Consider the following 26,371-nt stretch of genomic DNA (forward strand, 5'->3'; position numbering starts at 1 on the left):
AGCGCTCCTCAGGCCAAGCCCACTTCGACCAACATGCGCTCAGCGATGCGGTCCAACGGTAAATCTTCGCTTGAGATGCCGGCTTTCGCGACCGCTTGTGGCATGCCATACACCACACAACTGTCTTCGTCTTGGGCCCAAATCGTGGCGCCTGCATTTTTCAGCATACGCGCGCCTTCACGGCCATCGGCACCCATACCGGTCAACACCATCGATAGTACTTTGTCGCCGTAAATTTTTGATGCCGAACCAAAGGTCACATCCACGCACGGTTTGTAGTTCATGCGTTCGCCGCCATCGATAATGCGCAGCTTCGCCGCACCAGGGCGACCTTCCAACATCATTTGCTTGCCACCCGGCGCAAGATACGCCACGCCCGGACGCAACACGTCACCGTCTTCAGCTTCTTTCACTTGGATCTTACACAGCGAATTCAAACGGCTGGCAAACGCGGCCGTAAATGTCGCTGGCATATGCTGAATCAGCACGATCGGGTGAGGATAATTGGCCGGCAACTTGGTCAGAATTTTTTGCAGCGCCACCGGGCCACCGGTTGAGGTACCAATTGCCGTCAATTGATACTTCTTACCACTGGCTTTAAAACGAGCCGATGCCACGACGGGGCGACTTTGAGTCAACGACGACGTGGATGAAGACGTGCGGTTAAGCAAGCTCGATGGCGATGCTGGCGTTGGTGATGAGGTCGCCGGACGTGAGACGACCGGCCGACGCATAAACGCTTTCTTTGACGCGATTTGAATGACACGTTGTTGCAGCAGCGACACCGCTTCATCGCGGTTACGAGCAATGTCTTCAAATTTTTTCGGTAAGAAATCCAGCGCACCAGCGTCCAACGCATCCAGGGTCGCTTTCGCGCCATCGTGCGTCAGGGATGAGAACATCAAAATTGGCGTCGGATTGGCGGCCATGATTTCACGAACGGCGCTAATGCCGTCCATCACAGGCATCTCAATATCCATCGTAATGACATCGGGTTTGAGGCGCTGGGCTTTATCCACCGCCTCTCTGCCGTTAGTCGCGACATCAATCACTTCTAAACGCGATTCGGAGTTAATGATTTCACTCACACGGCGTCTGAAGAAGCTTGAATCATCAACAACTAATACTTTAATCGCCATAGTTATCCTTATCTTGGGTGGTCAACTAGATTCGCGATGCCGCAGCGTACTGCTTGAGCAAATCCGGCACATCCAGAATGAGTGCGATATGACCATCACTGGTAATGGTTGCGCCCGCCATACCTGGCGTGCCTTGCAGCAGTTTGTCCAGCGGCTTGATCACCACCTCTTCCTGACCAATCAGTGCATCAACCACGAAACCGACACGTTGGCTACCGATCTGTACGATAACCACGTGGCCATGACCTTTACGCGCTTCCACTCGACCTGCCTGTGGCGCGAGCCAGTTTTGCAGATAGAATAGCGGAATCGATTTGTCACGAACGATGATCGTTAGCTGACCATCCACCACGTTGGTGCGGCTCAAATCCAAATGGAAAATTTCGTTCACGCTTGCCAATGGCAGCGCAAATGGGTGACCGGCAACGCCCACCATCAAGGTTGGCAGAATGGCCAGTGTCAACGGCACTTTAATCGTGATCTTGGTGCCTTTCCCTAATTCAGAGTCGATATCAATCGAACCGTTGAGCGTGTTGATCGCGGTTTTCACCACGTCCATGCCCACACCACGACCCGAGATATCCGAGATTTTTTCTTTACTGGAGAAACCCGGCGCAAAGATAAGGTTGAAACACTCTTTGTCAGACAGACGCGCTGCCGCATCTTCATCCATCATGCCGCGTTTCACCGCAATACCACGCAGCTTATTCGGATCCATACCGCCGCCATCATCGACGATCGCCAGTTCGATATGATCCCCTTCCTGCGACGCAGAAAGAATCACTTTACCGGTACGCGGTTTACCCGCTTTGACGCGGTCATCCGGCATTTCAATACCGTGGTCGACTGAGTTACGCACCAAGTGGATCAATGGATCCGCCAGCGCCTCAACCAAGTTTTTATCTAGGTCGGTTTCTTCACCGCGCATTTCCAGCACGATGTCTTTTTTCAGGTTACGCGCCAAGTCACGAACCACGCGCGGGAAACGACCAAACACTTTCTTGATCGGTTGCATGCGGGTTTTCATCACCGCGCCTTGCAAGTCCGCCGTGACCACATCCAAGTTTGCAACCGCTTTTGACATTTCTTCGTCGTTGCTGTTGAGGCCCAAGCTCAACAGTCGGTTACGCACCAGAACCAGCTCACCCACCATGTTCATGATGGTATCCAGCGTTGAGGTGTCCACACGTACGGTGGCTTCCGCTTGCGGTTTTTTCGCACCACCAGCCGCTGCCACTTCACGTTTTTCTGCAGGCTCGTCCACCACTTTCGGTGTGGGCGCTGCTTTCGCGGGTGCAACTTTAGGGGTGCTTTGTGCTGCAGGTTTTGCCGCAGGTGCTTTCGGTGCAGATGCTTTTGGCGCTGGCGCTGAAGCCGGGTTCTCGCTGACTGGGCGAGTCGCCATGTCCAGCTCTTCCGGAGAAGGACCTTTACCCGCACCGTGCAGTTCATCAAGCAGTTTTTCAAACTCTTCGTCGGTCATCAAATCGCTGTCTGAACCGGCAGAAGGTGCTTTGGCTGCAGGTGCTTTCGGTGTTGGCGCTTGAGGCGTTGGCGGTGTCTCCGGCGCATTCAGTGACGGCCCTTTGCCTTTGCCATGCAGCTCATCCAGAAGACGTTCGAACTCGTCATCAGTAATGTCGCCGCTTGCATCGCTACTTGCCGGTGCTGGCGTCGGTTGTGTTGGCGCAGCGGGTGCTGCCGCTTGAGCATCTGCGCCCGGAGCGCGGCCTTTGCCATGCAGCTCGTCGAGCAGTTTCTCAAACTCGTCTTCGGTAATGTCGTCGATCGAATCGGCCTCAACGGCGCTGACTGGTTCGGCAGGGGCAATATCAGCCAATTCAGACTCAACTTCTTCAATCACGTCTTCGATCACCATCTCTTCAACGGCTTCTTCAACGTCATCGTTGTCTTCAGATTCAGGTCGGCACAGTTGATGAAGCTCTTCAAGCAACTCGGGATCTGCCGCTTCAAGCGGTTCATGCTCTTGGACTGCACGGAACTGTTCGTTGACGGTATCCAGCGCACGCAGCATGGTATCCATCAAACGAGGAGACACGCTGCGTTGACCGTTTCGCAAAATATCGAACACGTTCTCGGCACCGTGACACGTTTCTACCAGTTCAGTCAGAGATAAGAAACCCGCACCGCCTTTCACGGTATGAAAACCGCGAAAAATCGCGTTTAAAAGGTCTCGGTCTTCTGGATTATTCTCTAACTCGACTAGCTGTTCAGACAGCAGTTCGAGAATTTCACCCGCTTCAACCAAAAAGTCCTGAAGAATGTCTTCGTCTAAATCGTAGCTCATACGTTACCCCTAAAATCCAAGACTCGATAGCAAGTCGTCTACTTCGTCTTGAGATGAAACCGCGTCACTGCGTTCATGAGGATTCAAAATTGGCCCCTCTGGATCAGTCGATGCTTTTTTGGCTTTGTCTTGTTGTTCTATGTGATTGCTGCCAAAGACTGTCAAAATATCGACCAGACGTTTTTCAACTTCATTCACGAGTGTAATCACGCGACGAATAATCTGCCCAGTCAGGTCTTGGAAGTCTTGAGCCATCAGAATTTCGGTCAATTGCCCGCGCAATTCACTGCTGTCACCTTCTATTTGAGAAAGAATGTTGTCGATTCGGTGACACAATGCTTTGAACTCACTCAGTTCAATTTTGCCATGCATCAGTTCGTTCCATTGAGGACGAACCAACAGTAAGCTCTCGTGCAAACTGTCTGCTATCGGCATACAACGATCCACGGCGTCCATGGTCTTGTTGGCAGCAATTTCTGTTTTTTCAATGACGTACTGTAATCTGTCTCGCGCATCAGGTATTTCGTCATTGGCGATCTCGCTCATGCGATCATCGATATGGAACTGCTTCAGCGAATCATGCAGTTCGCGCGTCAGTTCACCAATCTCCTGCAGCATCGGATTGCGTTCCGATTCGTACATCTGCTTGAGTAAAAGATTGGCGCTGTCTTGCTGTCCATTCTCGAGTAATTGAACGAGTTCTTTGGCTTGTTCTAATGAAATCATCCGGTAATTAACCTTTCACGCGTTTGAATAGAGCAAACTTTTGTTCTCACGAAAGTTCTTAGAGACGCTCGAAGATTTTTTCTAGTTTTTCTTTCAGCGTCGCCGCGGTGAATGGTTTAACGATGTAGCCGTTAACGCCAGCTTGAGCCGCTTCGATAATCTGTTCGCGTTTTGCTTCGGCAGTGATCATCAGTACCGGCAGGTGTTTCAATTCGTCGTCCGCGCGAATGTTTCTCAGAAGATCAATGCCTTGCATGCCTGGCATGTTCCAATCTGTGACCACGAAATCAAATTCACCCTTTTTAAGCATCGGCAATGCCGTCAAGCCATCGTCCGCTTCTTGAGTGTTATTGAAACCCAGATCGCGGAGTAGGTTTTTTACAATACGGCGCATTGTTGAAAAATCGTCAACAATAAGGATCTTCATGTTTTTATTCAAAGTTGCCTCCACTGAGTTCGAAATCAGTGATATTTAGTCGTTTTGTGTCCAAGAGCTCAATTTGGTTCTCAGACGTTGCATTGCTTGGCTCAGTATTTGGCTCACGCGGGACTCACTCACGCCAAGTACTTCACCAATTTCTTTCAAGTTTAGCTCTTCATCATAATAGAGCGAAAGTACTAAAGCTTCACGCTCAGGAAGTGATTTTATTGACTCAACCAATGCTTTGCGGAACGATTCGTCTGCCACACCTTTAAAGGGTGAATTGTCTTCATCGTCATCCACTGGCGAAATGGCATCGTCTGTCACACCTAAGTCTTCAATTCCGACAATTCGTGAACAGTTTATGTCGGTTAACACGCTATGATATTGATCTAACGACATACCCAGATGTTTTGCGACTTCACTGTCGGTCGGATCGCGATTCAGCTCTCCTTCCAACACTGCAATTGCCTGACCGATTTCACGATTGTGCTTGTGCACCGATCGTGGCACCCAGTCACCACGTCGAATATCGTCGAGCATTGCGCCCCGAATACGAATTCCGGCGTAGGTTTCAAAACTCGCACCTTTACTTCCGTCGTAGTTCTTCTGTGCTTCAAGCAAGCCGACCATGCCGGCTTGTATTAAATCTTCAATAAGGACACTGGGAGGTAAACGCCCGATTAAATGATGAGCTATACGCTTAACCAGCACGGAATATTTATCCAGAAACAATTTCTGGCTATTCATATTGCCGTACTGATCATAAGTAAGCGCTTTATTCACCGAATGGTTCCCCTACTATTTCTGACCGATTAAGTAGCCTTTCCACAAAGAATTCTAAATGCCCACTTGGGGTTCTTGGGATCGGCCAAGTTAAGGCCTTGTTCGCCAGCGAGCTAATCGCTAACGCTGCGGGTGAACGCGGGAAGGCATCCACCACAATTTTTTGTCTTTTGACTGCCTGACGTACATTATCGTCCAAAGGAATACAGGCGACGAGTTCGAGGCTAACATTCAGGAAGCGCTCTGTGACTAACGTCAACTTCGCGAACAACTCCCTGCCTTCACGATAGCTCCTGACCATGTTCGCAACAATCTTAAATCGCTGAACTTGGTGTTCTCTGCTCAAAAGTTTGATCAATGCATATGCATCCGTGATAGAAGTCGGTTCATCGCACACTACCACCACGACATCTTGCGCGGCTCGTGAAAAGCTGACCACCATGTCGGAGATACCGGCTGCGGTATCCACCAACAAAATGTCCATCTCATCTTCGAGCGAGCCAAATGCGCGAATCAACCCCACATGTTGCGCGTGGGACAGTTCGGTCATCGACTGCGTTCCAGACGTGGCGGGAATGATACGGATACCGTGCGGACCGTCAACGATCGCATCTTTGAGTTCGCATTCCCCGGCGAGAACATGACCTAAATTGCGTTTGGGGCGAATGCCAAGCATCACGTCCACATTCGCTAATCCTAGGTCAGCATCCAGCACCATGACTTTTTTTCCCTGGCGAGCCATGCAAATGGCCATACCCAGAGTCACATTTGATTTACCCACGCCCCCTTTACCACCAGTCACCGCGATGACTTTGGTTACAGAAGGCTGGGTTAAACGACGTAAGCCGCTTGCTTGGTCATATATCATTTTGTTCGTCATAATCTGTCCGCCGCCTAGAATCTCTCTGAATCACTGTTCCAGTAATGAGGTTCATCTTCTGTCGACTTCTCTAGCAACTCGTTTGCCTTCGCTACCATGTATTTGGGCTGAGCAATCACTATGTCTTCGGGTACCCGCTGACCATTGGCGATGTACGCCACTGGCAACGAATTTTGAACTACAACACTGACAAATTCGCCTAAGCTCAAACACTCATCGAGCTTAGTCATAATGCACCCAGAAAGAGGAATTCTTCTGAAGTGCTCAATGGTTTCCTGCAACACTTTGCGTTGTGCGGTTGCCGGCAACACCAGATAACTGTGAATGATTTCACCACTCTCTTGCATGAGGGTGTCGAGCTGCTCTGACAGGCGCACATCGCGCTGCCCCATACCCGCTGTATCCACCAAAATCAGGCGACGATTACGTAGCTGGTATATTACATCGGCTAACTCATTGGAATCTTTAGCAACTCTTACAGGGCATCCCATAATTCGTCCGTAAATGGACAATTGTTCATGGGCACCGATACGGTAGGTGTCGGTGGTCACCAGGGCGACATTGTCGGAGCCGTACTCCATCGCTGCACGTGCAGCCAGCTTCGCCACCGTGGTGGTTTTACCCACGCCCGTTGGCCCTAGCAACGCAACCACGCCACCGCGTTTGAGAATGTCTTGTTTCACCACTGGAATTTGGTCGGAGACCAAACCTAGTAACGCTTTCCACGCTTTTTGCGGTTGCGTATCTTCGGGAATATAACAGGCCAGTTGGTCCGCCAAATCCAATGACACACCCATGCGTTCAAGACGTTTGATCAACATTGCGCGCAGCGGTTCACGGCGTTCCACTTCCTGCCACATCAAACCGGATACTTGATGCTCCAGCAAACGACGAATCGACGTCATTTCTTCGCGCATGTTCTCCAGTTCATTGGGATTGGCAGGCGCTTCTTCTTCACGTTGACGTTCGTAGCGAGATGGATCCAAACGTGGACGACCACGCGATTCAGAACGTTCTTCCGCCAACAATTTGGCCAGTGGCGATTCATTGCTGAGCTGTCGTGCGAGCGGTGAACGATTGTCTGATGTGCGATTGTCTGATGTGCGATTATCAGCCAAACGGTTATCGGCCAAACGCTTATCGGCACCATAGTTGTCCGATTGGCGTTTCAGCAGCGCAGACAGTGAATCTTCGTTTTCTGCACGATGCGATGGCTCATCCTCTTGCGCGCCATTGCTGTACTGCTTGAGCATGTTGGCAAAGCGTTGCGTCATCGAATTGCCGTTCCCTGCGCCGTTAAGGCTCACGCGGTCATCTTGCAATTCTCGACGCGTCGCTGTGTTTTTCAGTGCGGGCGATGCCTGAGTGCCGACGTGTCTTGGTTGTGAACTGTACTGTTTCGGTGCTACCGGTGCGACGGATGCACTTTCACCGTCAACGGCCGCCACGATTTCGACGCCACCCGCGACTTTTTTGTTTGACATGATCACCGCCTCTGCGCCGAGCTCTTCTTTCACTTGAAGCAGCGCTGTTCTCATGTCTTTGGCAAAAAATCGTTTAATTTTCAAAGCAGCTATCCATTATTAAGTGAGGACGTTCAGTTGCCGACCGCCTGCACAATGCGAATTTGTTTTTCGTCTGGTATCTCTTGATACGACAGCACTCTTAGGTTCGGAATCGTATTTTTGACGAATTTAGCCAAGGTAGAACGTAGGACACCGGATGTCAGTAGTACCGCCGGTTCGCCTTTCAGTTCCTGCTCTTGCGTTGCTTGGCTTAATGCCATCTGCAAGCGCTCCGCCAAGCCAGGTTCAATCCCTGCCGATTCTCCGCCTGAAGCCTGCATAGTTTGATGCAAGATTTGTTCCAGTTCAGGAATCAACGTAATGACCGGAAGCTCTGGTTCTATGCCATTGATTTCTTGAACGATTAGGCGTTTCAGCGCAATACGAACCGCCGCAGTCAGGATGTCGGGTTCTTGACTCTTACTTGAATATTCAGACAAGGTTTGCACGATGGTTCGAATATCGCGAATCGGAATCGCTTCATGCAGCAAGTTTTGCAGCACTTTGACCACCACGCCCAATGCCAATTGATCCGGCACAAATCCATCCACCAAACGCGGCGCCGAACGGCCGAGCATTTCCAGCAAGTTCTGTACTTCTTCGTGACCAATCAGTTGCGCGGCGTTGTTGGTCAGCAGTTGGCTCAAATGCGTCGCCAACACGGTGGATGAGTCGACCACGGTGTAGCCCAGCGCCTGAGCGTGTTCCCGCTGCTCTTCGCGAATCCACACCGCCTCCAGACCAAACGCCGGGTCATAGGTGTGTTCGCCATCAATCATGCCATACACTTGGCCGGGGTTGATGGCCAGTTCTTGATCGGGGCGAATCTCTGCTTCCCCTACAGCCACGCCCATCAGCGTGATGCGGTAGCTGTTTGGCGTCAGTTCGAGGTTATCGCGAATGTGCACCGGCGGAATGAGGAAACCAAAATCTTGCGATAGTTTCTTGCGCACCCCTTTGACGCGCTCCAACAACTCGCCGCCTTGGTCGCGGTCTACCAATGGGATCAGGCGATAACCCACTTCCAAACCAATCACATCGACGGGCTGAACATCGTCCCAAGACAGCTCACGTTGGGTGGGCGCATCGCCCTCCACTTTGGCTGGTAACTGGGCATCGCTTTCGGCTTTTTTCTGTTTCCGTTGAATCAGATACGCACCACCACCCGCCAAAATCGCTAAACTCAAGAACGAGAAATGCGGCATGCCCGGCACGATACCCATCACCCCAAGAATCGCCGCAGTGATCATCAGCGCTTTCGGGTTATCGAACAGTTGGAAGATAACCTGTTGACCCATGTCTTCATCGGTATTTTGACGCGTCACCATGATCGCAGCGCCGATTGACAGCAACAACGACGGGATCTGAGCCACCAGACCGTCACCAATGGTCAGCAGGGTATAAATTTGGATGGCTTCGCTAAAGCCAAGGTCGTATTGAATCATCCCGATGGTCAGACCGCCGAGGATGTTGATAAACAGGATCAGGATACCGGCAATCGCATCCCCTTTCACAAACTTGGACGCACCGTCCATTGAGCCGTAAAAGTCCGCCTCTTTGGTGACTTCAAAACGGCGTGTGCGCGCCTGCTCTTGATCGATCAAACCGGCATTCAAGTCGGCATCAATCGCCATCTGTTTGCCCGGCAACGCATCCAAGGTAAAGCGTGCGCTCACCTCTGAAATCCGGCCCGCACCTTTGGTGACGACCATGAAGTTGATGATCATCAGAATGAGGAACACCACCAAACCGACGGCGTAGTTCCCGCCAATCACGACGTTACCAAACGCTTCGATCACGTTACCCGCAGAGCCCGGCCCTTCATGACCGTACAGTAAAACCACCCGCGTCGAGGCCACATTCAGCGCCAAGCGAAGCAAGGTCGCAATCAAAAGCACGGTAGGGAATGCGGCGAAATCCAGAGGTCGCCGGGTATACACGGTCACCAACAACACCACCATCGACAAAGCAATGTTGAAGGTAAAAAACAAGTCAAGCAGGAAGGCGGGCATCGGCAGCACGACCATCGCCAACGTAGCCAATACCATGATCGGCGCACCGATCGCAGGCATGCTACGTTGAGGGATGTTGGGCAATTTGTCCGCAAATGGCAGAGTAAACTTCATAGGCTGCTAGCAATTAGTGGTTGAAAATTAAGAGACGTAACAAGACGTTGGCGTTGTGATGCAAGTTTTAGTCCATACCAAGTGTCAAAAACTTGGCAAGGCGTTCTCCCATTTGGCTTGGCGAGAAAAACATGTCCCATTAAAAAAGGTTGCCCGCAGACAACCTTTTTCTCGCGTCCTTCCCTTACGGGTGGACGTTCCAAGCCACTTTGCCCTGGCGGGTGTGGGGATCGTAGTCAATGCACATCAAGCCCGAGGTCGGGAACATCGGCGGCACCATATCCGCCACAAACTCGGAAGCCAGATAGCCCACCAACGGCAGATGTGACACCAACAGCAGCGAGTCGAGCGTTTCCAACTCAACCAACGCCGCTAAATATTCAAACACACTCTCAGCCTGACCATAAGGCGTAATGTCGTCACAAATCTGCACGTGGCGAGCAGAAAAATAACGTGACACTTCCTGCCACGTTTGCTGCGCACGAAGATAAGGGCTGACCAAAACTTTATCGATAGTATGCAGATCTTGTTGTTCGATACAGGCACGGGCAACCGCGACTGATTCGCTGCGACCTCTGTCTGTCAAAGCTCGCTCTGCGTCGCTGGCTGCATAGTGATGCGCTTCACCATGACGCATGATAAATATTTTCATTAGGTATACCTATTTGCTCTTCTACACACAGGCAGTCTGATGCTGCTTTGTCGCCGATTATAGCAATCCCTAAAGTAAAGACTTAGACCGGGGTAACAGTCTATTAAAAAGTCAGCTTTAGGACTAGAATGACATTCTGCTCAAAAAATCACAGGCTTGAATTTGCGCCGTTTCGTTTCAACGCCATACTTAAAAAATCAAAGCCCTATCGGAGAACTTCTGTGCACATTAGCCCAAATGATTCAAATAGCTACCGACATCTGACTCTGTCCAATTCGTTGCGTGTGCTGTTGATCCACAATGAAAGTGCTCAGAAGTCTGCCGCCGCGTTAGCCGTTAAGGTTGGCCACTTCGACGATCCTAAAGAACGCGAAGGGTTAGCCCATTATCTGGAACATATGCTGTTTTTAGGTACGCGAAAATACCCTAAAGTGGGCGAATTTCAAAGCGTAATTAATCAGCACGGCGGAACCAATAATGCGTGGACTGGAACGGAACACACGTGTTTCTTCTTCGATGTATCACCGAACGTGTTTGAAAAAGCGCTCGATCGTTTCAGCCAATTTTTCAACGCGCCGCTGTTTAATGCCGAAGCCTTAGACAAAGAGCGCCAAGCGGTCGACTCCGAATACAAACTCAAACTGAGCGATGATTCTCGCCGTCTCTATCAAGTGCAAAAAGCCACCATTAACCCGGCGCACCCGTTTGCGAAGTTCTCGGTTGGCAACCTTGAGACACTCGGCGACCGTGACGGCAGCAACATTCGTGACGAAATCATCGCGTTTCACGAACAACACTATTCTGCCGATTTGATGACGCTGGTCATCATGGGGCCGCAAAGCCTTGATGAGCTCGAACATTGGACGCGCGACACATTCAGCGCGATTGAAAACCGTCATTTGGCAGACAAAGTCATTGATGAACCCTTTGTCACGCCGGAACAAACGGGGTTGATGATTCAGGTTGAGCCACTCAAAGAAATTCGCAAACTCATCATGAGTTTTCCGATGCCCAGCACCGATGCCTATTATCAGCGTAAGCCGCTGTCCTACTTTGCCCATTTGATTGGTTATGAAGGCGAAGGCAGCCTGCTGCTTGCCCTAAAAGAGAAAGGATGGATCACATCGCTGTCTGCCGGTGGTGGTGCCAGCGGCAGCAATTACCGTGAGTTTTCCGTCAGTTGTGCCTTAACCCCGCTGGGGCTTGAGCACGTCGATGACATCATTCAAGCCTTGTTTGAGACCTTAACGTTGATTCGCGAAAACGGGTTGAACGCATGGCGCTACACCGAAAAACGCGCGGTGCTGGAATCAGCCTTTCGTTTTCAGGAAACCTCACGCCCGCTGGATATCGTCAGTCATTTGGTGATCAACATGCAGCATTATGCCGCTGAAGACATCATCTACGGCGATTACATGATGCAAACCTATGACGAAGCGCTGCTGCGTGAAATTTTGACCTATCTGGTGCCAGAAAATCTGCGTGCAACGCTGATTGCACAAGGGCTGGACTACGACCGTGAAGCCGATTGGTATTTCACACCGTATTCCGTACGCCCTTTCAGCGCCCAACAAATGGCCCAATTCCACCACCACAGCATGTCGCTGCCACTTGAACTGCCGGGAGAAAACCCGTTTATTTGCGATCAGCTTGACCCGCGCCCATTGGAAGACGACACCCAAACCCTGCCGCAAGTGGTACAGGATCTCCCGGGCTTTCGTCTGTGGCATCAGCAAGATACCGAATTCCACGTGCCGAAAGGCGTGATTTACATTGCCATCGATAGCCCACATTCCGTGGCGAGCACGCGCAATATCGTCATCACGCGACTGTGCGTCGAGATGTTCCTCGACACGCTGGCCAAAGAAACGTATCAAGCAGAGATTGCCGGCATGGGTTACAACATGTACGCCCACCAAGGCGGCGTGACACTGACTATTTCCGGATTCAGCCAGAAACAGCCACAGCTGATGAAGATGATTCTCGATAAATTTGCTCGACGAGAATTCAGCGAACAACGGTTTGACACCATCAAACAACAGTTGCTACGTAACTGGCGCAACGCCGCCCATGACCGCCCAATTTCACAGCTGTTCAATGCCATGACCGGCTTACTGCAACCCAATAACCCGCCCTACGGCCAATTGTTGGAAGCACTGGAAACGATCCACGTCGGTGAACTGCCCGAATTCGTAGAGAAGATCCTCGCGCAACTGCACATCGAAATGTTCGTGTATGGCGATTGGCAGCAACACGATGCGATAGCCATGGCAGAAGTGCTCAAAGATGCACTGCGCGTCAAAAACCAGACTTACGAAGAGTCGCTGCGCCCGCTGGTGATGTTGGGCGACAATGGTACTTTCCAGCGTGAAGTGAATTGCGATCAAGATGATTCCGCGATCGTGGTCTACTACCAATCGAAAGATACCGAACCACGCAGCATTGCGCTGTATTCGCTGGCAAATCATCTGATGTCAGCCACCTTTTTCCACGAAATCCGCACCAAGCAGCAACTGGGTTATATGGTGGGCACAGGCAATATGCCACTCAATCGCCATCCGGGCATGGTGTTGTACGTTCAATCCCCCAATGCTGCCCCGGCGGAACTGATTCGCTCCATCGACGAGTTCCTCAATGCGTTTTACATGGTGCTACTGGAGCTCAACGAATATCAATGGCACAGCAGTAAGCGCGGGTTGTGGAATCAGATTGCTACACCGGATCCAACACTGCGCACACGAGCGCAGCGTTTGTGGGTCGCCATCGGCAATAAAGACTGGACGTTCGATCAACGAGAAGTGGTTTTAGAAGAGCTGAAACAGCTCAGCCGTTCCGACATGATTCGCTTTGTGGTGAATGAGCTGAAACCGCGCACCGCCAACCGACTCATTATGCACACGCAGGGCAATGCGCACGAAGATGCAGAACAGCTGAGTTTAGGCCAAGAAATCGGCTCAATTGAAGAGTTTCAACTGCGACCAAAAGCGTACGATCTCGGTTAACGCTCCGATGCCACAATGGTTTTCAGGGTGTGTGGATGCAGTTTGATGCACACGCCCTGCCATTTAAACGCCACCGTTGGGTTGTTCAACCGCTCCCCTTCACCTTTCGGGCTCGACAATTTGGTTTTCACGCCCAATTCTGCCAACTTCGGCCATTGCTGCGCGAAGGCTGGAAAGCGCTGTAACAACTCATGGAGAAAGTCATCGGCGGTTTGCGCTTGTGATGGAATCACAAACTCCACATGTTCCCAGCTTTGCTGCGGATACGTTTTTCCCGGCGCGGGATACGGCAACTCTAAACACTCAATGCGCCACGGTTCAGCGACCAAAGGCTGATGAAATGCCATCACAATGATCGGGCGACCATTAATCTGCGCGCAGGAGATTTCTTCTGCTTCATCCAACCATGCCACATGAGCGGCTTTCGCCAATTCCAAATCATTGATTCTGAGTGCAATGTGGTCCAGCGTATGGGTGGATAAATCCATATGTAAAAGCTCGGATAATTGCTGAATTTTATGCATAAATTCTGCGAGTTTGTCTTTCATTTGAACAGGATGAAGGCCTGATTCCATCAGCGACTGAAGCATTTTAACTACTCAAAATAATGATTTGTCGTCGATGTTACCAAGATTCAACCGAAAAGTAGAAAATTTCGTAATTTTGTCCCTATAAGCTCTGTCATAAAATTGCTATCATGTGCGCCAATTTATGAACAAAATCGAGATATGCATTCACGACTGCCAAGTGAATAAAATGCATATCCAACCAATTCCCAGAATTGAAGGACACGCGTGTGAATATCCAAGCACTGATTAATGACAAAGTATCTCAGGCTCTTGAAGCCGCTGGCGCACCTACAGGCAGCCCTGCAGCCGTTCGCCAATCCGCAAAACCACAGTTTGGTGATTACCAAGCCAACGGCGTTATGGGCGTTGCAAAGCAGTTAGGTACAAATCCGCGAGAATTCGCGCAAAAAGTCATCGATGTGCTTGATTTAGACGGTATCGCGAGCAAAACCGAAATCGCTGGCCCAGGGTTCATCAACATTTTCCTAAGCGAAGAATTCTTAGCAAAACAAGCGGATGCAGCACTGGCTGACGAGCGTCTGGGTGTGGCGAAAGAAGCACAACAAACGATCGTGGCTGACTACTCAGCGCCAAACGTTGCCAAAGAAATGCACGTGGGGCACCTGCGTTCAACCATCATCGGCGATGCTGTGGTTCGCACACTAGAATTCCTCGGCCACAAAGTGATTCGCGCCAACCACATTGGCGACTGGGGCACACAGTTCGGGATGCTGATTGCCAACCTTGAGCGCGTGCAGCAAGAATCTGGCGAAGTGTCGATGGAACTGTCTGACCTCGAAGCCTTCTACCGTGAATCGAAAAAGCTGTACGATGAAGATGCAGAATTTGCGGAAAGAGCACGTAACTACGTGGTGAAACTACAAGGTGGCGACGCATTCTGTCTCGACATGTGGAAGAAACTGGTCGACGTGACCATGATTCAAAACCAACGCAACTACGACCGCCTGAACGTATCACTGACGCGTGACGACGTGATGGGCGAAAGCATGTACAACGACATGCTGCCAGGCATCGTGGCAGACCTGAAAGAGAAAGGTCTGGCTCAAGAAGATGACGGCGCGCAAGTAGTCTTCCTCGAAGAGTTCAAAAACAAAGACGGCGAGCCAATGGGTGTGATCATCCAAAAACGCGACGGCGGCTTCCTGTACACCACCACAGACATCGCGTGTGCGAAATACCGTTACGAAACACTGGGCGCAGATCGCGTGCTGTACTTCATCGACTCTCGTCAGCATCAACACCTGATGCAAGCGTGGACCATCGTACGCAAAGCGGGTTACGTGCCAGAAGAAGTGACTCTGGAACACCATGCATTTGGTATGATGCTGGGCAAAGACGGTCGTCCATTCAAGACGCGTGCTGGCGGCACTGTGCGTCTGGCCGATCTGCTGGATGAAGCCGAAGAACGTGCAAAAGCCCTGATCGAATCGAAAAACCCAGATCTAGGCGCTGACGAGAAAGCGGATATCGCGACCACTGTGGCAATGGCTGCTGTGAAATACGCAGACCTGTCAAAACACCGTACCACTGACTACGTGTTTGATTGGGACAACATGCTGGCATTTGAAGGCAACACCGCACCTTACATGCAGTACGCGTACACACGTGTTGCGTCTATCTTCGCAAAAGCAGGCGTTTCACCAGACAACCTGACGGGCGACATCAAGATCACCGAAGAGAAAGAGAAAGCACTGATCGCCAAACTGCTGCAATTTGAAGAAGCGGTTCAATCGGTGTCTCGTGAAGGTCAGCCGCATATTCTATGTAGCTACCTGTTCGAACTGGCGGGTCAATTCTCAAGCTTCTATGAAGCCTGCCCAATCCTGATTGCTGAAGACGAAAGCGTGAAACAAAGCCGCCTCAAACTGGCCGCGCTAACCGCGAAGACCATCAAACAAGGTCTGTCGCTGTTGGGTATCAAAACGCTAGAACGTATGTAATCAATAAATTGAGACGATTCAAAGGCTGGCACATGGTGTCAGCCTTTTTTATTGGCGTATAATGGTGACTTCTGTCGCATTCCGACGGCATCAACCATAACGGACAACACCATGAGTTTCGAACTTCATCCTCAGTTAGCAAAAGATACCGATGTCATTGGCCATTTCCCATTATGTGTCGCGCTGCTGCACAAAGACGCTGCCGTGCCTTGGGTCATTCTGGTTCCGAAAAAAGCGAATCTGAAGGAACTTCATCACTTGCCAATGCATGAACAGCAGCAATTTCTGCTCGAATCCCAAGCGATCAATCAGGCGCTGGAAGCCTTGTTCCAACCGGACAAACTCAATTTGGGTGCGCTAGGCAATATGGTTCCTCAGCTGCATATCCATCACATCGCTCGTTTTGAACACGATGTCGCTTGGCCAGGTCCCGTGTGGGGCAACACCCCGGGCGAACGTCGCAGCGAAGCCGACCAAGACACCATGTTGACTAAACTGCGCAATGTCCTTTCCTTGAGCTCGTTGTTTGTGGCCGTTTAAACGCCGTAAAAAAAGCCGCTTAACGCGGCTTTTTTCGTTCCGATTACATCGTGACCGTCACAGACAATCCTTGGTCCCGATTGAGGGAGTAACGCACTCGCGTGACACGATGCGCTGCATTGGTATCAATAAAGCGTGAAATAACGCCTTTCTTAATCCACACCGCCAACATCGCATCCACGCCATCTTCACTGAGCGCAAACCGCTTCGCGAGCTCTTTGCGCGAAATCCCGCCTTGCGCTGCAATCGCTTGTTTTAGCTCAGTTAAAATCATGCAATTTGCACCTCAAGACGTTGTTGTTTGCGACCTGCTCGTTTGAGTAAATGAAAGACCAGCGCGCAGCCCAACACAATACCGACGATCCAACTGGCACTCTTCATCGGTGCGTCACTGAAATGTGCCGCTTGATTGAACAATGCTGCCGACGCATAGGCCAAGCCCATCGTCCACACCGCAATAAAGCGCGCATAGCGAGTACCGAATTCACGCACGTACGCCCCCATCGCGGCCACACAGGGTGTGTAAAGCAAAATGAAAATCAGGTAAGAGAACGCAGCATAACTGGTCACAAAGTGGCTGTTCAGGTTGCCAAAAATCGAGGCATCGACATCTTGATCTTGCGCCACCGATGCGCTGTCAGACAAATCGCCCACTTCAATGCCCAGCGGATCTGAGAAGTTTAGTCCCATCAGGTTTTCAGGAATCGACATCACCGCATCTTTCAGGCTGCCCATCAGATCGTACTCAGCATCGTCGCCTTCTGCAGAGGTGTACAGGTTGTTTAACGTCCCGACCACCGCTTCTTTGGCAAAGATACCCGTGATGATACCAACCGTCGCTTGCCAGTTATCTTGCTTGATCCCAATCGGTTCAAAGACCGGCGTCACCACCTGCGCCGCTTTGGACAAGACCGAGTTGTCACTGTCTTCGTTGCCAAATGAGCCGTCGGTACCGACCGAGTTCAAGAAGCTCAGCACCGCCACCACAATCACGATGGTTTTACCGGCACCCAACACAAAGCGTTTCAGCTTCTGCCACGTTTTGATCAGTACGTTTTGCAGCGTGGGGACTTCGTAGTCTGGCATTTCCATCACTAGGTTGTCACTTGAGCCCGGATACAAAGTCTTCTTCAATACCCAACCGGTAAATACCGCCGCAATGATGCCCAGTAAGTACAACGCAAACACCACATTTTGGCCACTTTCCGGAAAGAATGCCGCCGCAAACAGGGCATACACTGGCAAACGCGCACCACACGACATAAATGGTGCCATGGATGCGGCTAATTTGCGCTCACGCTCTTGATCAAGGGTTCGCGTTGCCATGATCGCAGGCACGTTACAGCCAAAACCAAGTACCAGCGGGACAAATGCTTTACCCGGCAGGCCAATTTTCTGCATCACTTTATCCAGAACAAATGCCGCGCGAGACATGTAACCTGAACTTTCTAACACCGCCAGGAACAGGTACAAACACGCAATCACTGGAATAAAGGTCGCTACTGTCTGAATACCGCCGCCAAGGCCATCGGCCAGCACCGTCACTAACCAAACCGGCAAATGTCCGTCCAACACATAGTGGCCACCATCAACCAACAAAGCGCCCACACCGATATCAAAGAAATCGATAAATGCGCTCCCGATGTTAATGGAGAACATAAACATCAGGTACATCACCACAAAGAAGAACGGCACACCGATCCACTTGTTCAGTACCAAACGGTCTGCTTTTTCCGTGAAGCTGTGACTCAATTTGCCTTCACTGCGGCGCACTTTCTGACACAACTGATGCAGATACGTGTATTTGCAATCCGCAACCAGCAGATCGATGTCGGTGGCACACAAGCGCTGCTCGTGCGCAATCTGCTCGCGATGAGATTCGGCTAAGCCATTGATCACCAGCAAGTCATTTTCTAGTGCGCGAATCGCCAGTGCGCGTGCAGCCACTTCTTGATTTGAAAACAGCGGCATCAAACGCGCAATCGACGCTTCAAATTCAGTGCCATAGTCCAAATCAAGCTGTTTCAGTGCGACGCCTTTCACCAACAATTCGTGTAATTTGTCTTTAAATCGGCGAACTTGACTCTTGTCGTGTGCCGACAACGTCAACACCGGGCAACCCAGCGCTTTTTCTAGTTTCTTCACATCAATGGTTTGACGTTCACGTTTTAACGCGTCCATCTTATTGAGCACCACCACCATCGGGCGCGCCAATTCACGCAGTTGCAGCGTCATATATAAGCTGCGTTCCAAACAGGTCACGTCAACCACGTTAATAATCAGGTCGGCCGGATGGGTGAGCACCGCACGTGATGCGATAGACTCATCAATGCTGTTGCTGTCATTCCCGCTGTCGAGCGCATAAATGCCCGGTAGATCCGTTAATCGACATTCGTCACCACCATGTTGATAACGACCCGTCTTTTTCTCGACAGTCACCCCGGCCCAGTTGCCCACTTGTTGTTTGGCACCCGTCAGGCCGTTGAAGAGTGTTGTTTTACCGCTGTTGGGGTTACCGACCGTTAGAACGTTATAATGCATTACGCTTTCTCCACATCAATCGCTGCGGCAATACTTTCCCGTACTGCAATAGACACACCACGAACTTCAACTTGCAAAGGATCACCCATCGGCGCACGACGAATTAAAGTGACCTGCGTGTTTGGTAACAACCCCATCACCATGAGTTTTTTTCGAACATCGGTCGACAGACCATTCAACGCCAGAATCTGGCCGGATTCACCCGCTTTTAAATCAGATAATTTCATCGTAGCCACACGCAATCGTATTGTTAATGAGAAATATTATTATTAATAATGTGAATCATACTCTTCCACCCCAGCTATGTAATTGTGTGAAATCAAAGATTGCACCAATTGAACCGTCATTTTTGTTAATTATCCGCCCGTCAAAAACGTTAATCTCGCTTTAAGTATTTTCTTACGCCTCCGCGGTGTGATCCACCTCAAACCGAGAAAAACATAAATACCTAATAAATCAAACGCTTAAATATAAAACGAAGATTGGCGGATTTCTCCTGTTACGTTGGCGTTAATTTTATAAGTAAAAAAAGCCGCGGCCGATATAGTGACTCTCGTCGACAGGGAATTCTCCCTGAGATAGAAATTCCAGAGGTGCATATGGCTTAGTCCATATCACTCCGGCAGCAAGCGAAGGTGTCGTTGACGCCCGTGGTATAGTCCCCCCGGCTATACCACGACATTTTTTTTCTACTGCATTTCCCTTTATTCGTTCCCACATCCATTCGTCCGACACAACCCCATCATGCGCTCATCATCACTCATCATCGAATACTAACGCCTGTGGGCATGCTCACGCTCAAACGCCCTGTTTCCTCATAACCTTGTTTTCCTCATAACCTTGTATCCTCGCGCCTGTGCCGACACAACACCGCTTAGCGCTAGACACGAGCACACCCGGGATTTTGGCATTTAGGAAAAGCCATGCTCAATGCACCACGCCGCGATTTATTGACTAGGGTCATGCACGAGGATGAACGTCGACCGCGGTCACGACGCGGTCAGCAGATGATTGAATGGTGTCAAAAAGAAACGCGCGACAAGCATGCCGCGCGTCATCGTTAGTCCATCAATTCTTTGTCTTCGATGAACTGAGTCGGCGAGACACCAAAGTGGTGCTTAAAACGTTGACTAAAATAAGACGGGTCATTGAAACCGCAGCAAAATGCAACTTGCGCGACTTTCTGGCCCTCCAGTAACACCTGACAAGCTTTTTCCAGTCGGTATTCGGTGAGGTATTCTTTGAAGGTTTTATGTGTGGCGGTTTTAAATCGGCGTTGCAGACTGCGCTCAGATACAAACAGCAACTTCGCGGCTTCTGACGTGCTAAATTCCGCGTCAGAGTAGTGCTCACGCACCAAGTGGTCGACTTTATTGAGCCACGCACGTTCTTCGTCATCTGACGACACCGCGAGCCTTGTCCCCCAGTCCGCGTCCTGCGCCATCATGTCTTGACTTACTTGCGGCCACGACAGCTCCACCAGATTCCGCTCCGATGACGTATAGACCGCGATATCGCCACCCGACAATTCCACCAGTTGACTAAGTAACGTGCTGTGATTATCGCCGGAAGTCACCAGCAATAATGGCAAATCTTCACAGGACTCACCGCAATCAATCCATGTCATCACGATGCGCTCGTCACGCAAACTGCATTGAATCGTCAGACGTTGATTGCGATACATCCGTTTAAGCGCTTGGGCGAGCAATGCATTGAACACCACGTCAATGCCCCAGTGCTTGAGCTCAGCTTCTGGAAGTCGTTCCAAACACTGACGCTCGATCTTGATACCCGCTGCCGAAAATTCGGTGCTCCACCCCGCGATCACGGTGTCAATCACATCAATAATGTCGTGTTGAGTCACCTGTGCGTCGCCATTGCCATCAAGCGCTTGGAACTGCTCAAATTCCGTCAGTAGTGACTCTGCCGTTTGTCGCACCTCATCAATTTGCTCGTAACGTGCCTGTTGCGCCAGCTTCACCAACGAAGGCCGCATACCGCTCAGCAGTTTATCTAGCCACAAATGGCGCACTTGAATCTGCTTACGCAACTGTTGGTTGTTACTCAACACCGCTTTGCTTTGGTGACGCATTTGGTTGGTTTTCAGCACCACTTGCTCTTTAAGCTCACGGTTCATCGCTGACACCATGCGCGAGCGCCACCAGCTCACCAAGAGCACCGTCGCGATAAAGGCCAAAGCATAAAGCGTCACCGCCAAATTTGAGAGGTACCACGGTTTGAGCACCGTGAAAGTCACTTGGTTGCTGACCTGCTGAAACGCTTGTGGACTGATGCTGCGAACCGTCAACACATACTCGCCCGGCATCAAATGATTGAGCGTCAGTTGCGCGCCTTCAAGCGGTTGCCATTGTTCTTGATTGAGACGAAATTCCAATTGTTGGCCGCGCGCTTCAGGCAAGGTGCCAAATTGAAAACTCGCCGGGCTACCGTACGCCAGACGCAATCGCTGACTGCGGCTGCCGACGAGCACTGGCGTATAGTCCACACTGATTTGACTAAAGATAATTGGCGATGGCGGCAAAGTTGCTTGCGCCAACGCGGGTGAAGAGACTTTGACCAGCCCCATGGTGGACGCAAACAACAGCGATTCACCTTGCGCCGACTCCCCAACGGCGCAGATGCCAGTACGCAGCTCATCATTGATTAAGCCGTGGGGCGAACCAAAGTGATTCAAAATTTGGCCATCGGTGTTATACAGCGTCATGCCGCGTGACGACCCGAGCCACATGCCTTGTTGCGTGTTCAACAGGCATTTTAAGCGAATGTTGTCTTCTATGAGTGTGACCGGTTCAATCACCGACTCCGGGAGAAAATCTTGGCGTTTGAACACGCCATAGCTGCTCACAAACCACAATTGACCAGCGGCATTTTCTGCAATATCAATACTGGCACCAAAGCGCGCACTCTCTTTGTCGTAGCGAATTTGATGATTCCGCAAGCCATAGATCCCGTGGTCAGTCCCAATCAATAATCCTGAATGGGTCGTCATTTTCAATGTCGTGACTTTGGATGATGGCGTCGCCAACGACATCCAGCCGCTCCCGTAATCCGTCACCTCGTGCGTATCAGGATTCAATGACCACAAACGATTTCGGCTGGTCCCCCAAATTTTCCCTTCCGCATCGATTTCGAGATGCTGTACCGGCTGTCGCAGTACGTCATCTTTGAGGGGTTGAGGACCTTGATGTTGATGAAGACGATACGTCAACAAGCCGCGATTGGTCGTCAACCACAGCACATCACCTCGTTGCACCACGTCATGGACAACAGCATCAAAAATACGCTGCTTACGAAAGCCTTTAAAAAAATGAATCAGATACAAGCCGTCATTGCGGCTCATTAAATACTGGCGACCTTGATTGACGGAAAACAGATGTGCCACAGAGGCTCGCGGTGTGAACGCGTTCAGATCGTCCATCAACACACGCGTAAATTTTTGGCTAAACCGAGAAAAATACCGAATCCCTTTGTCGGTCGCGATCCAAATACCACCTTGTTGGTCATTGATCAGGGCGTAGATTTTTCCATGGGACAAGCCGTAATGCTCTGGATTACTGCCTTCCAATTTCACCGTGGTGCCGGTATCGACCGAATACACCAGCAACCCACTGTCCGTTCCAATCCAATATTCGTTCTCTGTTTCAACCATCGACAACACGGGCGCATTGCCGACGTGTTGCGGCTCTTGCTCTGGTTGATTGATATCAATTAACAGCGCACCATGCAGGGTTCCCACCACCAATTGATCCCGTTGTCGCGACATCAATAAGGTTTCAACGTAATCTTTGCCCGAACGTTGCACATGGGTGAACCCTTGCCCCTCAGACAGATACACCCCAGCATTCGTCGCCAGTACCCATTTGGTGTGCACCATCTTGGCGTCATTGACGACGACTTTGCTGGCTTGATTGAGCTGGTAGAGCGTCATCAATGAATAGGTTTGAAAATCACCGCTCGCGATATGGTAGGTGTAAAAGTGTGTCTCGTCGGTCAGCCAGATATAACCAGCAGAAGCGCCAATCTTCTCAATCACGGTTCCCGGCGTGAGACTGAACACCAACTCCGGTTCGCCCGGCGGAATCGTACGATACAATTCGTTATCGATGAAGGTCCAAAATGCGTTCTGTGCATACGCCAGTTGCTGAACATCACCGTCAAGTAGCGATCCTCGACGCGGCAGCACATTTTGCCCATCAAAAAACACCACGCGACCGTGCACATCGTGAATCCAAATGCCGCCTTCATCCCCCAGATATAGGTGCTGAGCAATAAATACTTTCCCCTGCGCTTGGGTAGGCAAGGGGTAAAACACGGATGGGCTTTTATCCAGTGCATTGGCGGTTGAAGAAAGCAATCCTAAGACGAGACTGAGGATCAAAAAGAGTCGGGACAAAGCGGTTCCTTTAGCAACAAAAAAAGAAATGCCTGACGCCTTATCATGAATGGGTTATTTTGCGGCGCTAATTATAGAGTATTCTATCTATTCAGCGCCGCTTGTGTAGCTTGGTTGTTGCATGGTCGCAATTAAAACTTGGTTTTTTAGCTTAGATCACAGGAACCCAAGCTAAAGAACATCGATCAGTCGACTGACTGTGACAAACATTGATGGTAACTGTCGCTCAGCTGATGCAAAAAGGCAAAGTAACTGCCGGCTTTGACTGCAACATCAGTGCCCAACGGGTCCAAAATACCAATGTGCGCCTGGCTGCCACGCACCACGGTTTCAATCACTGCTGGCTGGAACTGCGGTTCAGAAAACACGCATTTCGCTTGATTTTGCGCGAGAGATCGACGAATTGCGATCAAGGTTTTTGCGCCCGGTTTGCGATCTGGGCTGACCGTAAAGTGGCCAAGATTGTTCAGCCCGTAGCGCTGCTCAAAATACGCATACGCATCATGGAAGACATAGTACGGCGCAGACGTCACATCCGCCAGTTGAGCGCGGATCGCGGCATCAGTCTCATCAGCCTGCGCAAGGAAACGTTGCAGGTTAGCAGCGTACACCTTTGCATGTTGCGCGTCGTTTTCAGTTAAACGGGCAGCAATCGCCACCGCCACTTGTTTGGCTTGCTCAATCCCCAACCAGAAATGCGGGTCATGCGTCCCATGGTGGTGATGACCATCGTCATGTCCGTGCTCCAACTCTTCGGCACTGTAAGCTCGCAATTGAAGCTCCGGGACTGCGCTCAAAGTCAGCACATTTTTGTGGCTGCTTAAGACTTTTTCCAAAAACGGTTCTAAGTCTGGACCAAACCAGATCACCAGTGACGCCTGATGAATACGCTTTACATCTGATGGACGAAGCGCATAATCGTGCGGCGAAGCATTCGCAGACAAGAGTACATCAGGCTCCGATACCCCAGCGGTTAACTCATGGGTAATCATCTGAATCGGTTTTATACTGGTTAGAATATCATTCGCCCACGCCGAGCAAGACGCTGTGACGAGGGCTGTCATAAGGGCAAATCTGGATAACATGATGGAATTTTCTCAAGCTGTAGCGTTCATCGTTCCGAAATGTTACATTATAACATTACTAAATTGCAAATGAGTTCATTTCATGTCACCGCTTATTGAATTGCATGACATCTGCGTTGAGTTCGACCAGCGCCGAGTCTTGGATAATGTCAGCTTGTCGATTGTTCGAGGCAAGATCACAACGCTGATTGGCCCAAATGGAGCGGGTAAATCGACACTGGTTCGCGTTTTACTGGGTTTACACACTCAAAACACGGGGACCATCAAACGCGCCAAAAATCTTAAAATTGGCTATGTGCCGCAGAAGCTGAAACTCAACGATACCCTACCGCTGACCGTGAAACGTTTCTTGCAGTTGGCTGGCAAATACAGCAAGCAAGAACTCAATGACGCGCTACGTCTGGTGGGTGCCGAGCATCTGCTTGATTTTGACATGCACAAACTCTCCGGCGGCGAAAATCAACGCATTCTCATCGCTCGCGCATTATTGCAACGCCCTGACCTGCTGGTGCTGGATGAACCGGCGCAAGGCGTCGACGTACAAGGGCAAATTGATCTCTACGATTTGATCGACACCATTCGTCTGCGTTTTGGTTGCGCGGTCTTTATGGTCTCTCATGACCTGCATTTGGTGATGGCGAAAACCGATGAAGTGATCTGTTTGCATCATCACATTTGCTGTTCTGGTGCTCCGGCAGACATTACGCAACACCCAAGTTACATCGCCCTGTTTGGCCATCGCAGCCGTGAAACGCTGGCGTTTTATCACCACCAGCACGATCACCATCATCACGATCTCGCGGGTCAACCGGTCACCGGCGACGCGCAACAATGTTCCCATCATTCACATGGTCACCATCAACATGATTGAGTTTTTACTACCCTCGGTGCTGGCCGGCATCGGCATCGCTTTGATTGCAGGCCCATTGGGGTCATTTGTCGTTTGGCGTCGTATGGCCTACTTCGGCGACACTTTGGCGCACGCATCACTTTTGGGCTTGGCTCTCGGCTTTTTGCTCGACATTAACCTTTATTTCGCCTTGCTGGTGTGCTGCTTGGGATTAGCGGTGATCTTAGTCACCATGCAGCGCCAACAACTGGTGGCAACCGACACGCTGTTGGGTATTCTGGCCCACAGCTCGTTATCTCTTGGCCTGATTGCAGTGAGTTTCCTCGACAATGTGCGTATCGACCTGATGAGCTATCTGTTTGGTGACTTGCTGGCGGTGAGCCCAAGCGATTTGGTGTTTATCTGGAGTGGCGTGATTGCAGTCGGGATCGCTGTGTACCTGTTCTGGCGGCCGCTCCTTTCAACCAGCGTCAATGAAGAACTGGCACAAGTCGAAGGCATCAATACGGATTTAATGCGTTTAATTTTGATGCTGTTGATCGGTTTGGTCATTGCCGTGGGTATGAAGTTCGTGGGTGCACTCATCATGACATCATTGATGATCATCCCCGCAGCGACGGCGCGCCGCTTAGCCAGAACACCGGAACAAATGGCGCTGTTTGCATCCAGCATTGGTATGGTTTGTGTGTTATCTGGCCTGTCACTGTCTTGGCAGTTCGACACACCAGCAGGCCCATCGGTGGTGGTCAGCGCGACAGCCCTGTTTATGCTCAGTCATTTCGTGAAACGTGCTTAGCCAAATCAGC

20 protein-coding genes are annotated in these 26,371 nt (G+C 50.6%); 5 read left to right on the forward strand and 15 right to left on the reverse strand.

Translation table 11 applies throughout. The features are described 5' to 3' along the window. Window positions 1-8: 8 nt before the first annotated feature. From VFA_RS02785 to sixA, 9 genes are all read right to left on the reverse strand, one after another. Window positions 9-1,139 carry a protein-glutamate methylesterase/protein-glutamine glutaminase gene (locus VFA_RS02785; protein ID WP_004724533.1) on the reverse strand — a complete coding sequence of 377 codons (1,131 nt, stop codon included), beginning with the start codon at window positions 1,137-1,139 and terminating at the stop codon, window positions 9-11. A gap of 25 nt (window positions 1,140-1,164) precedes the next feature. Then, window positions 1,165-3,447, reverse strand: coding sequence for a chemotaxis protein CheA (locus VFA_RS02790; RefSeq protein ID WP_004724535.1), 2,283 nt, complete (start codon window positions 3,445-3,447; stop codon window positions 1,165-1,167). Window positions 3,448-3,456: 9 nt separating this feature from the next. After that, a complete protein-coding gene (locus VFA_RS02795) occupies window positions 3,457-4,173 on the reverse strand; it encodes a protein phosphatase CheZ (protein ID WP_004724536.1) in 717 nt (238 codons plus the stop codon). A 58-nt stretch (window positions 4,174-4,231) separates the two neighbouring features. Then, window positions 4,232-4,600: a chemotaxis response regulator CheY gene (cheY, locus tag VFA_RS02800; RefSeq protein WP_038150782.1), complete on the reverse strand. Its 369-nt coding sequence runs from the start codon at window positions 4,598-4,600 to the stop codon at window positions 4,232-4,234. A gap of 45 nt (window positions 4,601-4,645) precedes the next feature. Then, on the reverse strand, window positions 4,646-5,380 hold the full coding sequence (locus VFA_RS02805) for an RNA polymerase sigma factor FliA (protein ID WP_014204643.1): 735 nt from the start codon (window positions 5,378-5,380) through the stop codon (window positions 4,646-4,648). Beyond that, on the reverse strand, window positions 5,373-6,260 hold the full coding sequence (locus VFA_RS02810; protein WP_004724540.1) for a MinD/ParA family protein: 888 nt from the start codon (window positions 6,258-6,260) through the stop codon (window positions 5,373-5,375). The genes VFA_RS02805 and VFA_RS02810 overlap by 8 nt, the downstream gene beginning before the upstream one ends. A gap of 14 nt (window positions 6,261-6,274) precedes the next feature. After that, the gene (flhF, locus tag VFA_RS02815) at window positions 6,275-7,828 is read right to left on the reverse strand and encodes a flagellar biosynthesis protein FlhF (protein ID WP_004724543.1); all 1,554 of its coding nucleotides are present in this window, start codon (window positions 7,826-7,828) and stop codon (window positions 6,275-6,277) included. A 29-nt stretch (window positions 7,829-7,857) separates the two neighbouring features. After that, window positions 7,858-9,951 (reverse strand): flagellar biosynthesis protein FlhA, encoded by a 2,094-nt coding sequence (flhA, locus tag VFA_RS02820; protein ID WP_004724545.1) that lies wholly within the window; start codon window positions 9,949-9,951, stop codon window positions 7,858-7,860. 184 nt (window positions 9,952-10,135) lie between these two features. After that, window positions 10,136-10,603 (reverse strand): phosphohistidine phosphatase SixA, encoded by a 468-nt coding sequence (gene sixA / locus VFA_RS02825; protein WP_004724546.1) that lies wholly within the window; start codon window positions 10,601-10,603, stop codon window positions 10,136-10,138. A gap of 221 nt (window positions 10,604-10,824) precedes the next feature. Between sixA and VFA_RS02830 the strand changes: the two genes are divergently transcribed. After that, window positions 10,825-13,605: an insulinase family protein gene (locus VFA_RS02830; protein WP_038150785.1), complete on the forward strand. Its 2,781-nt coding sequence runs from the start codon at window positions 10,825-10,827 to the stop codon at window positions 13,603-13,605. Here VFA_RS02830 and VFA_RS02835 read toward each other — a convergent pair. Continuing rightward, the gene (locus tag VFA_RS02835) at window positions 13,602-14,195 is read right to left on the reverse strand and encodes a VOC family protein (protein WP_004724550.1); all 594 of its coding nucleotides are present in this window, start codon (window positions 14,193-14,195) and stop codon (window positions 13,602-13,604) included. The genes VFA_RS02830 and VFA_RS02835 overlap by 4 nt on opposite strands. 206 nt (window positions 14,196-14,401) lie before the next feature. On the opposite strand from VFA_RS02835, the gene argS reads away from it, so the two are divergent. Both argS and VFA_RS02845 read left to right on the forward strand, forming a co-directional pair. Beyond that, window positions 14,402-16,135: an arginine--tRNA ligase gene (gene argS / locus VFA_RS02840; protein WP_004724552.1), complete on the forward strand. Its 1,734-nt coding sequence runs from the start codon at window positions 14,402-14,404 to the stop codon at window positions 16,133-16,135. 111 nt (window positions 16,136-16,246) lie between these two features. Beyond that, window positions 16,247-16,675 carry an HIT family protein gene (locus tag VFA_RS02845; protein ID WP_004724553.1) on the forward strand — a complete coding sequence of 143 codons (429 nt, stop codon included), beginning with the start codon at window positions 16,247-16,249 and terminating at the stop codon, window positions 16,673-16,675. Between the two features lie 43 nt (window positions 16,676-16,718). Here VFA_RS02845 and VFA_RS02850 read toward each other — a convergent pair whose 3' ends face one another. The 5 genes from VFA_RS02850 to znuA form a co-directional block, all read right to left on the reverse strand. Continuing rightward, entirely contained in the window at window positions 16,719-16,949 is a 231-nt protein-coding gene (locus VFA_RS02850) for a FeoC-like transcriptional regulator (protein ID WP_004724555.1), read from the reverse strand. Continuing rightward, a complete protein-coding gene (gene feoB, locus VFA_RS02855) occupies window positions 16,946-19,216 on the reverse strand; it encodes a Fe(2+) transporter permease subunit FeoB (protein WP_004724556.1) in 2,271 nt (756 codons plus the stop codon). Before feoB ends, VFA_RS02850 begins: the two co-directional genes overlap by 4 nt. Next, on the reverse strand, window positions 19,216-19,443 hold the full coding sequence (locus VFA_RS02860; protein WP_004724558.1) for a FeoA family protein: 228 nt from the start codon (window positions 19,441-19,443) through the stop codon (window positions 19,216-19,218). Before VFA_RS02860 ends, feoB begins: the two co-directional genes overlap by 1 nt. An 833-nt stretch (window positions 19,444-20,276) precedes the next feature. After that, complete coding sequence (locus VFA_RS02865) at window positions 20,277-23,630, reverse strand: AraC family transcriptional regulator (RefSeq protein WP_038150787.1); 3,354 nt, start codon at window positions 23,628-23,630, stop codon at window positions 20,277-20,279. 185 nt (window positions 23,631-23,815) lie between these two features. Then, window positions 23,816-24,715 carry a zinc ABC transporter substrate-binding protein ZnuA gene (znuA, locus tag VFA_RS02870; RefSeq protein ID WP_038150789.1) on the reverse strand — a complete coding sequence of 300 codons (900 nt, stop codon included), beginning with the start codon at window positions 24,713-24,715 and terminating at the stop codon, window positions 23,816-23,818. 82 nt (window positions 24,716-24,797) lie between these two features. Between znuA and znuC the strand changes: the two genes are divergently transcribed. Both znuC and znuB read left to right on the forward strand, forming a co-directional pair. Further along, window positions 24,798-25,586, forward strand: coding sequence for a zinc ABC transporter ATP-binding protein ZnuC (gene znuC / locus VFA_RS02875; RefSeq protein WP_004724564.1), 789 nt, complete (start codon window positions 24,798-24,800; stop codon window positions 25,584-25,586). Continuing rightward, a complete protein-coding gene (znuB, locus tag VFA_RS02880; protein WP_004724566.1) occupies window positions 25,579-26,361 on the forward strand; it encodes a zinc ABC transporter permease subunit ZnuB in 783 nt (260 codons plus the stop codon). Before znuC ends, znuB begins: the two co-directional genes overlap by 8 nt. Window positions 26,362-26,371: the final 10 nt, after the last annotated feature.

It is taken from the genome of Vibrio furnissii CIP 102972 (assembly GCF_000176175.1).
GTDB classification, from domain to species: Bacteria; Pseudomonadota; Gammaproteobacteria; order Enterobacterales; family Vibrionaceae; genus Vibrio; species Vibrio furnissii.

What these genes read in the sequence shown, in the direction of transcription:
- VFA_RS02785 (WP_004724533.1), bottom strand. Translation starts at nt 1,139, where the DNA reads ATGGCGATTAAAGTATTAGTTGTTGATGATTCAAGCTTCTTCAGACGC.
- VFA_RS02790 (WP_004724535.1), bottom strand. Translation starts at nt 3,447, where the DNA reads ATGAGCTACGATTTAGACGAAGACATTCTTCAGGACTTTTTGGTTGAA.
- VFA_RS02795 (WP_004724536.1), bottom strand. Translation starts at nt 4,173, where the DNA reads ATGATTTCATTAGAACAAGCCAAAGAACTCGTTCAATTACTCGAGAAT.
- cheY (WP_038150782.1), bottom strand. Translation starts at nt 4,600, where the DNA reads ATGAAGATCCTTATTGTTGACGATTTTTCAACAATGCGCCGTATTGTA.
- VFA_RS02810 (WP_004724540.1), bottom strand. Translation starts at nt 6,260, where the DNA reads ATGACGAACAAAATGATATATGACCAAGCAAGCGGCTTACGTCGTTTA.
- flhA (WP_004724545.1), bottom strand. Translation starts at nt 9,951, where the DNA reads ATGAAGTTTACTCTGCCATTTGCGGACAAATTGCCCAACATCCCTCAA.
- sixA (WP_004724546.1), bottom strand. Translation starts at nt 10,603, where the DNA reads ATGAAAATATTTATCATGCGTCATGGTGAAGCGCATCACTATGCAGCC.
- VFA_RS02835 (WP_004724550.1), bottom strand. Translation starts at nt 14,195, where the DNA reads ATGCTTCAGTCGCTGATGGAATCAGGCCTTCATCCTGTTCAAATGAAA.
- VFA_RS02845 (WP_004724553.1), top strand. Translation starts at nt 16,247, where the DNA reads ATGAGTTTCGAACTTCATCCTCAGTTAGCAAAAGATACCGATGTCATT.
- VFA_RS02850 (WP_004724555.1), bottom strand. Translation starts at nt 16,949, where the DNA reads ATGATTTTAACTGAGCTAAAACAAGCGATTGCAGCGCAAGGCGGGATT.
- feoB (WP_004724556.1), bottom strand. Translation starts at nt 19,216, where the DNA reads ATGCATTATAACGTTCTAACGGTCGGTAACCCCAACAGCGGTAAAACA.
- VFA_RS02860 (WP_004724558.1), bottom strand. Translation starts at nt 19,443, where the DNA reads ATGAAATTATCTGATTTAAAAGCGGGTGAATCCGGCCAGATTCTGGCG.
- znuA (WP_038150789.1), bottom strand. Translation starts at nt 24,715, where the DNA reads ATGTTATCCAGATTTGCCCTTATGACAGCCCTCGTCACAGCGTCTTGC.
- znuC (WP_004724564.1), top strand. Translation starts at nt 24,798, where the DNA reads ATGTCACCGCTTATTGAATTGCATGACATCTGCGTTGAGTTCGACCAG.
- znuB (WP_004724566.1), top strand. Translation starts at nt 25,579, where the DNA reads ATGATTGAGTTTTTACTACCCTCGGTGCTGGCCGGCATCGGCATCGCT.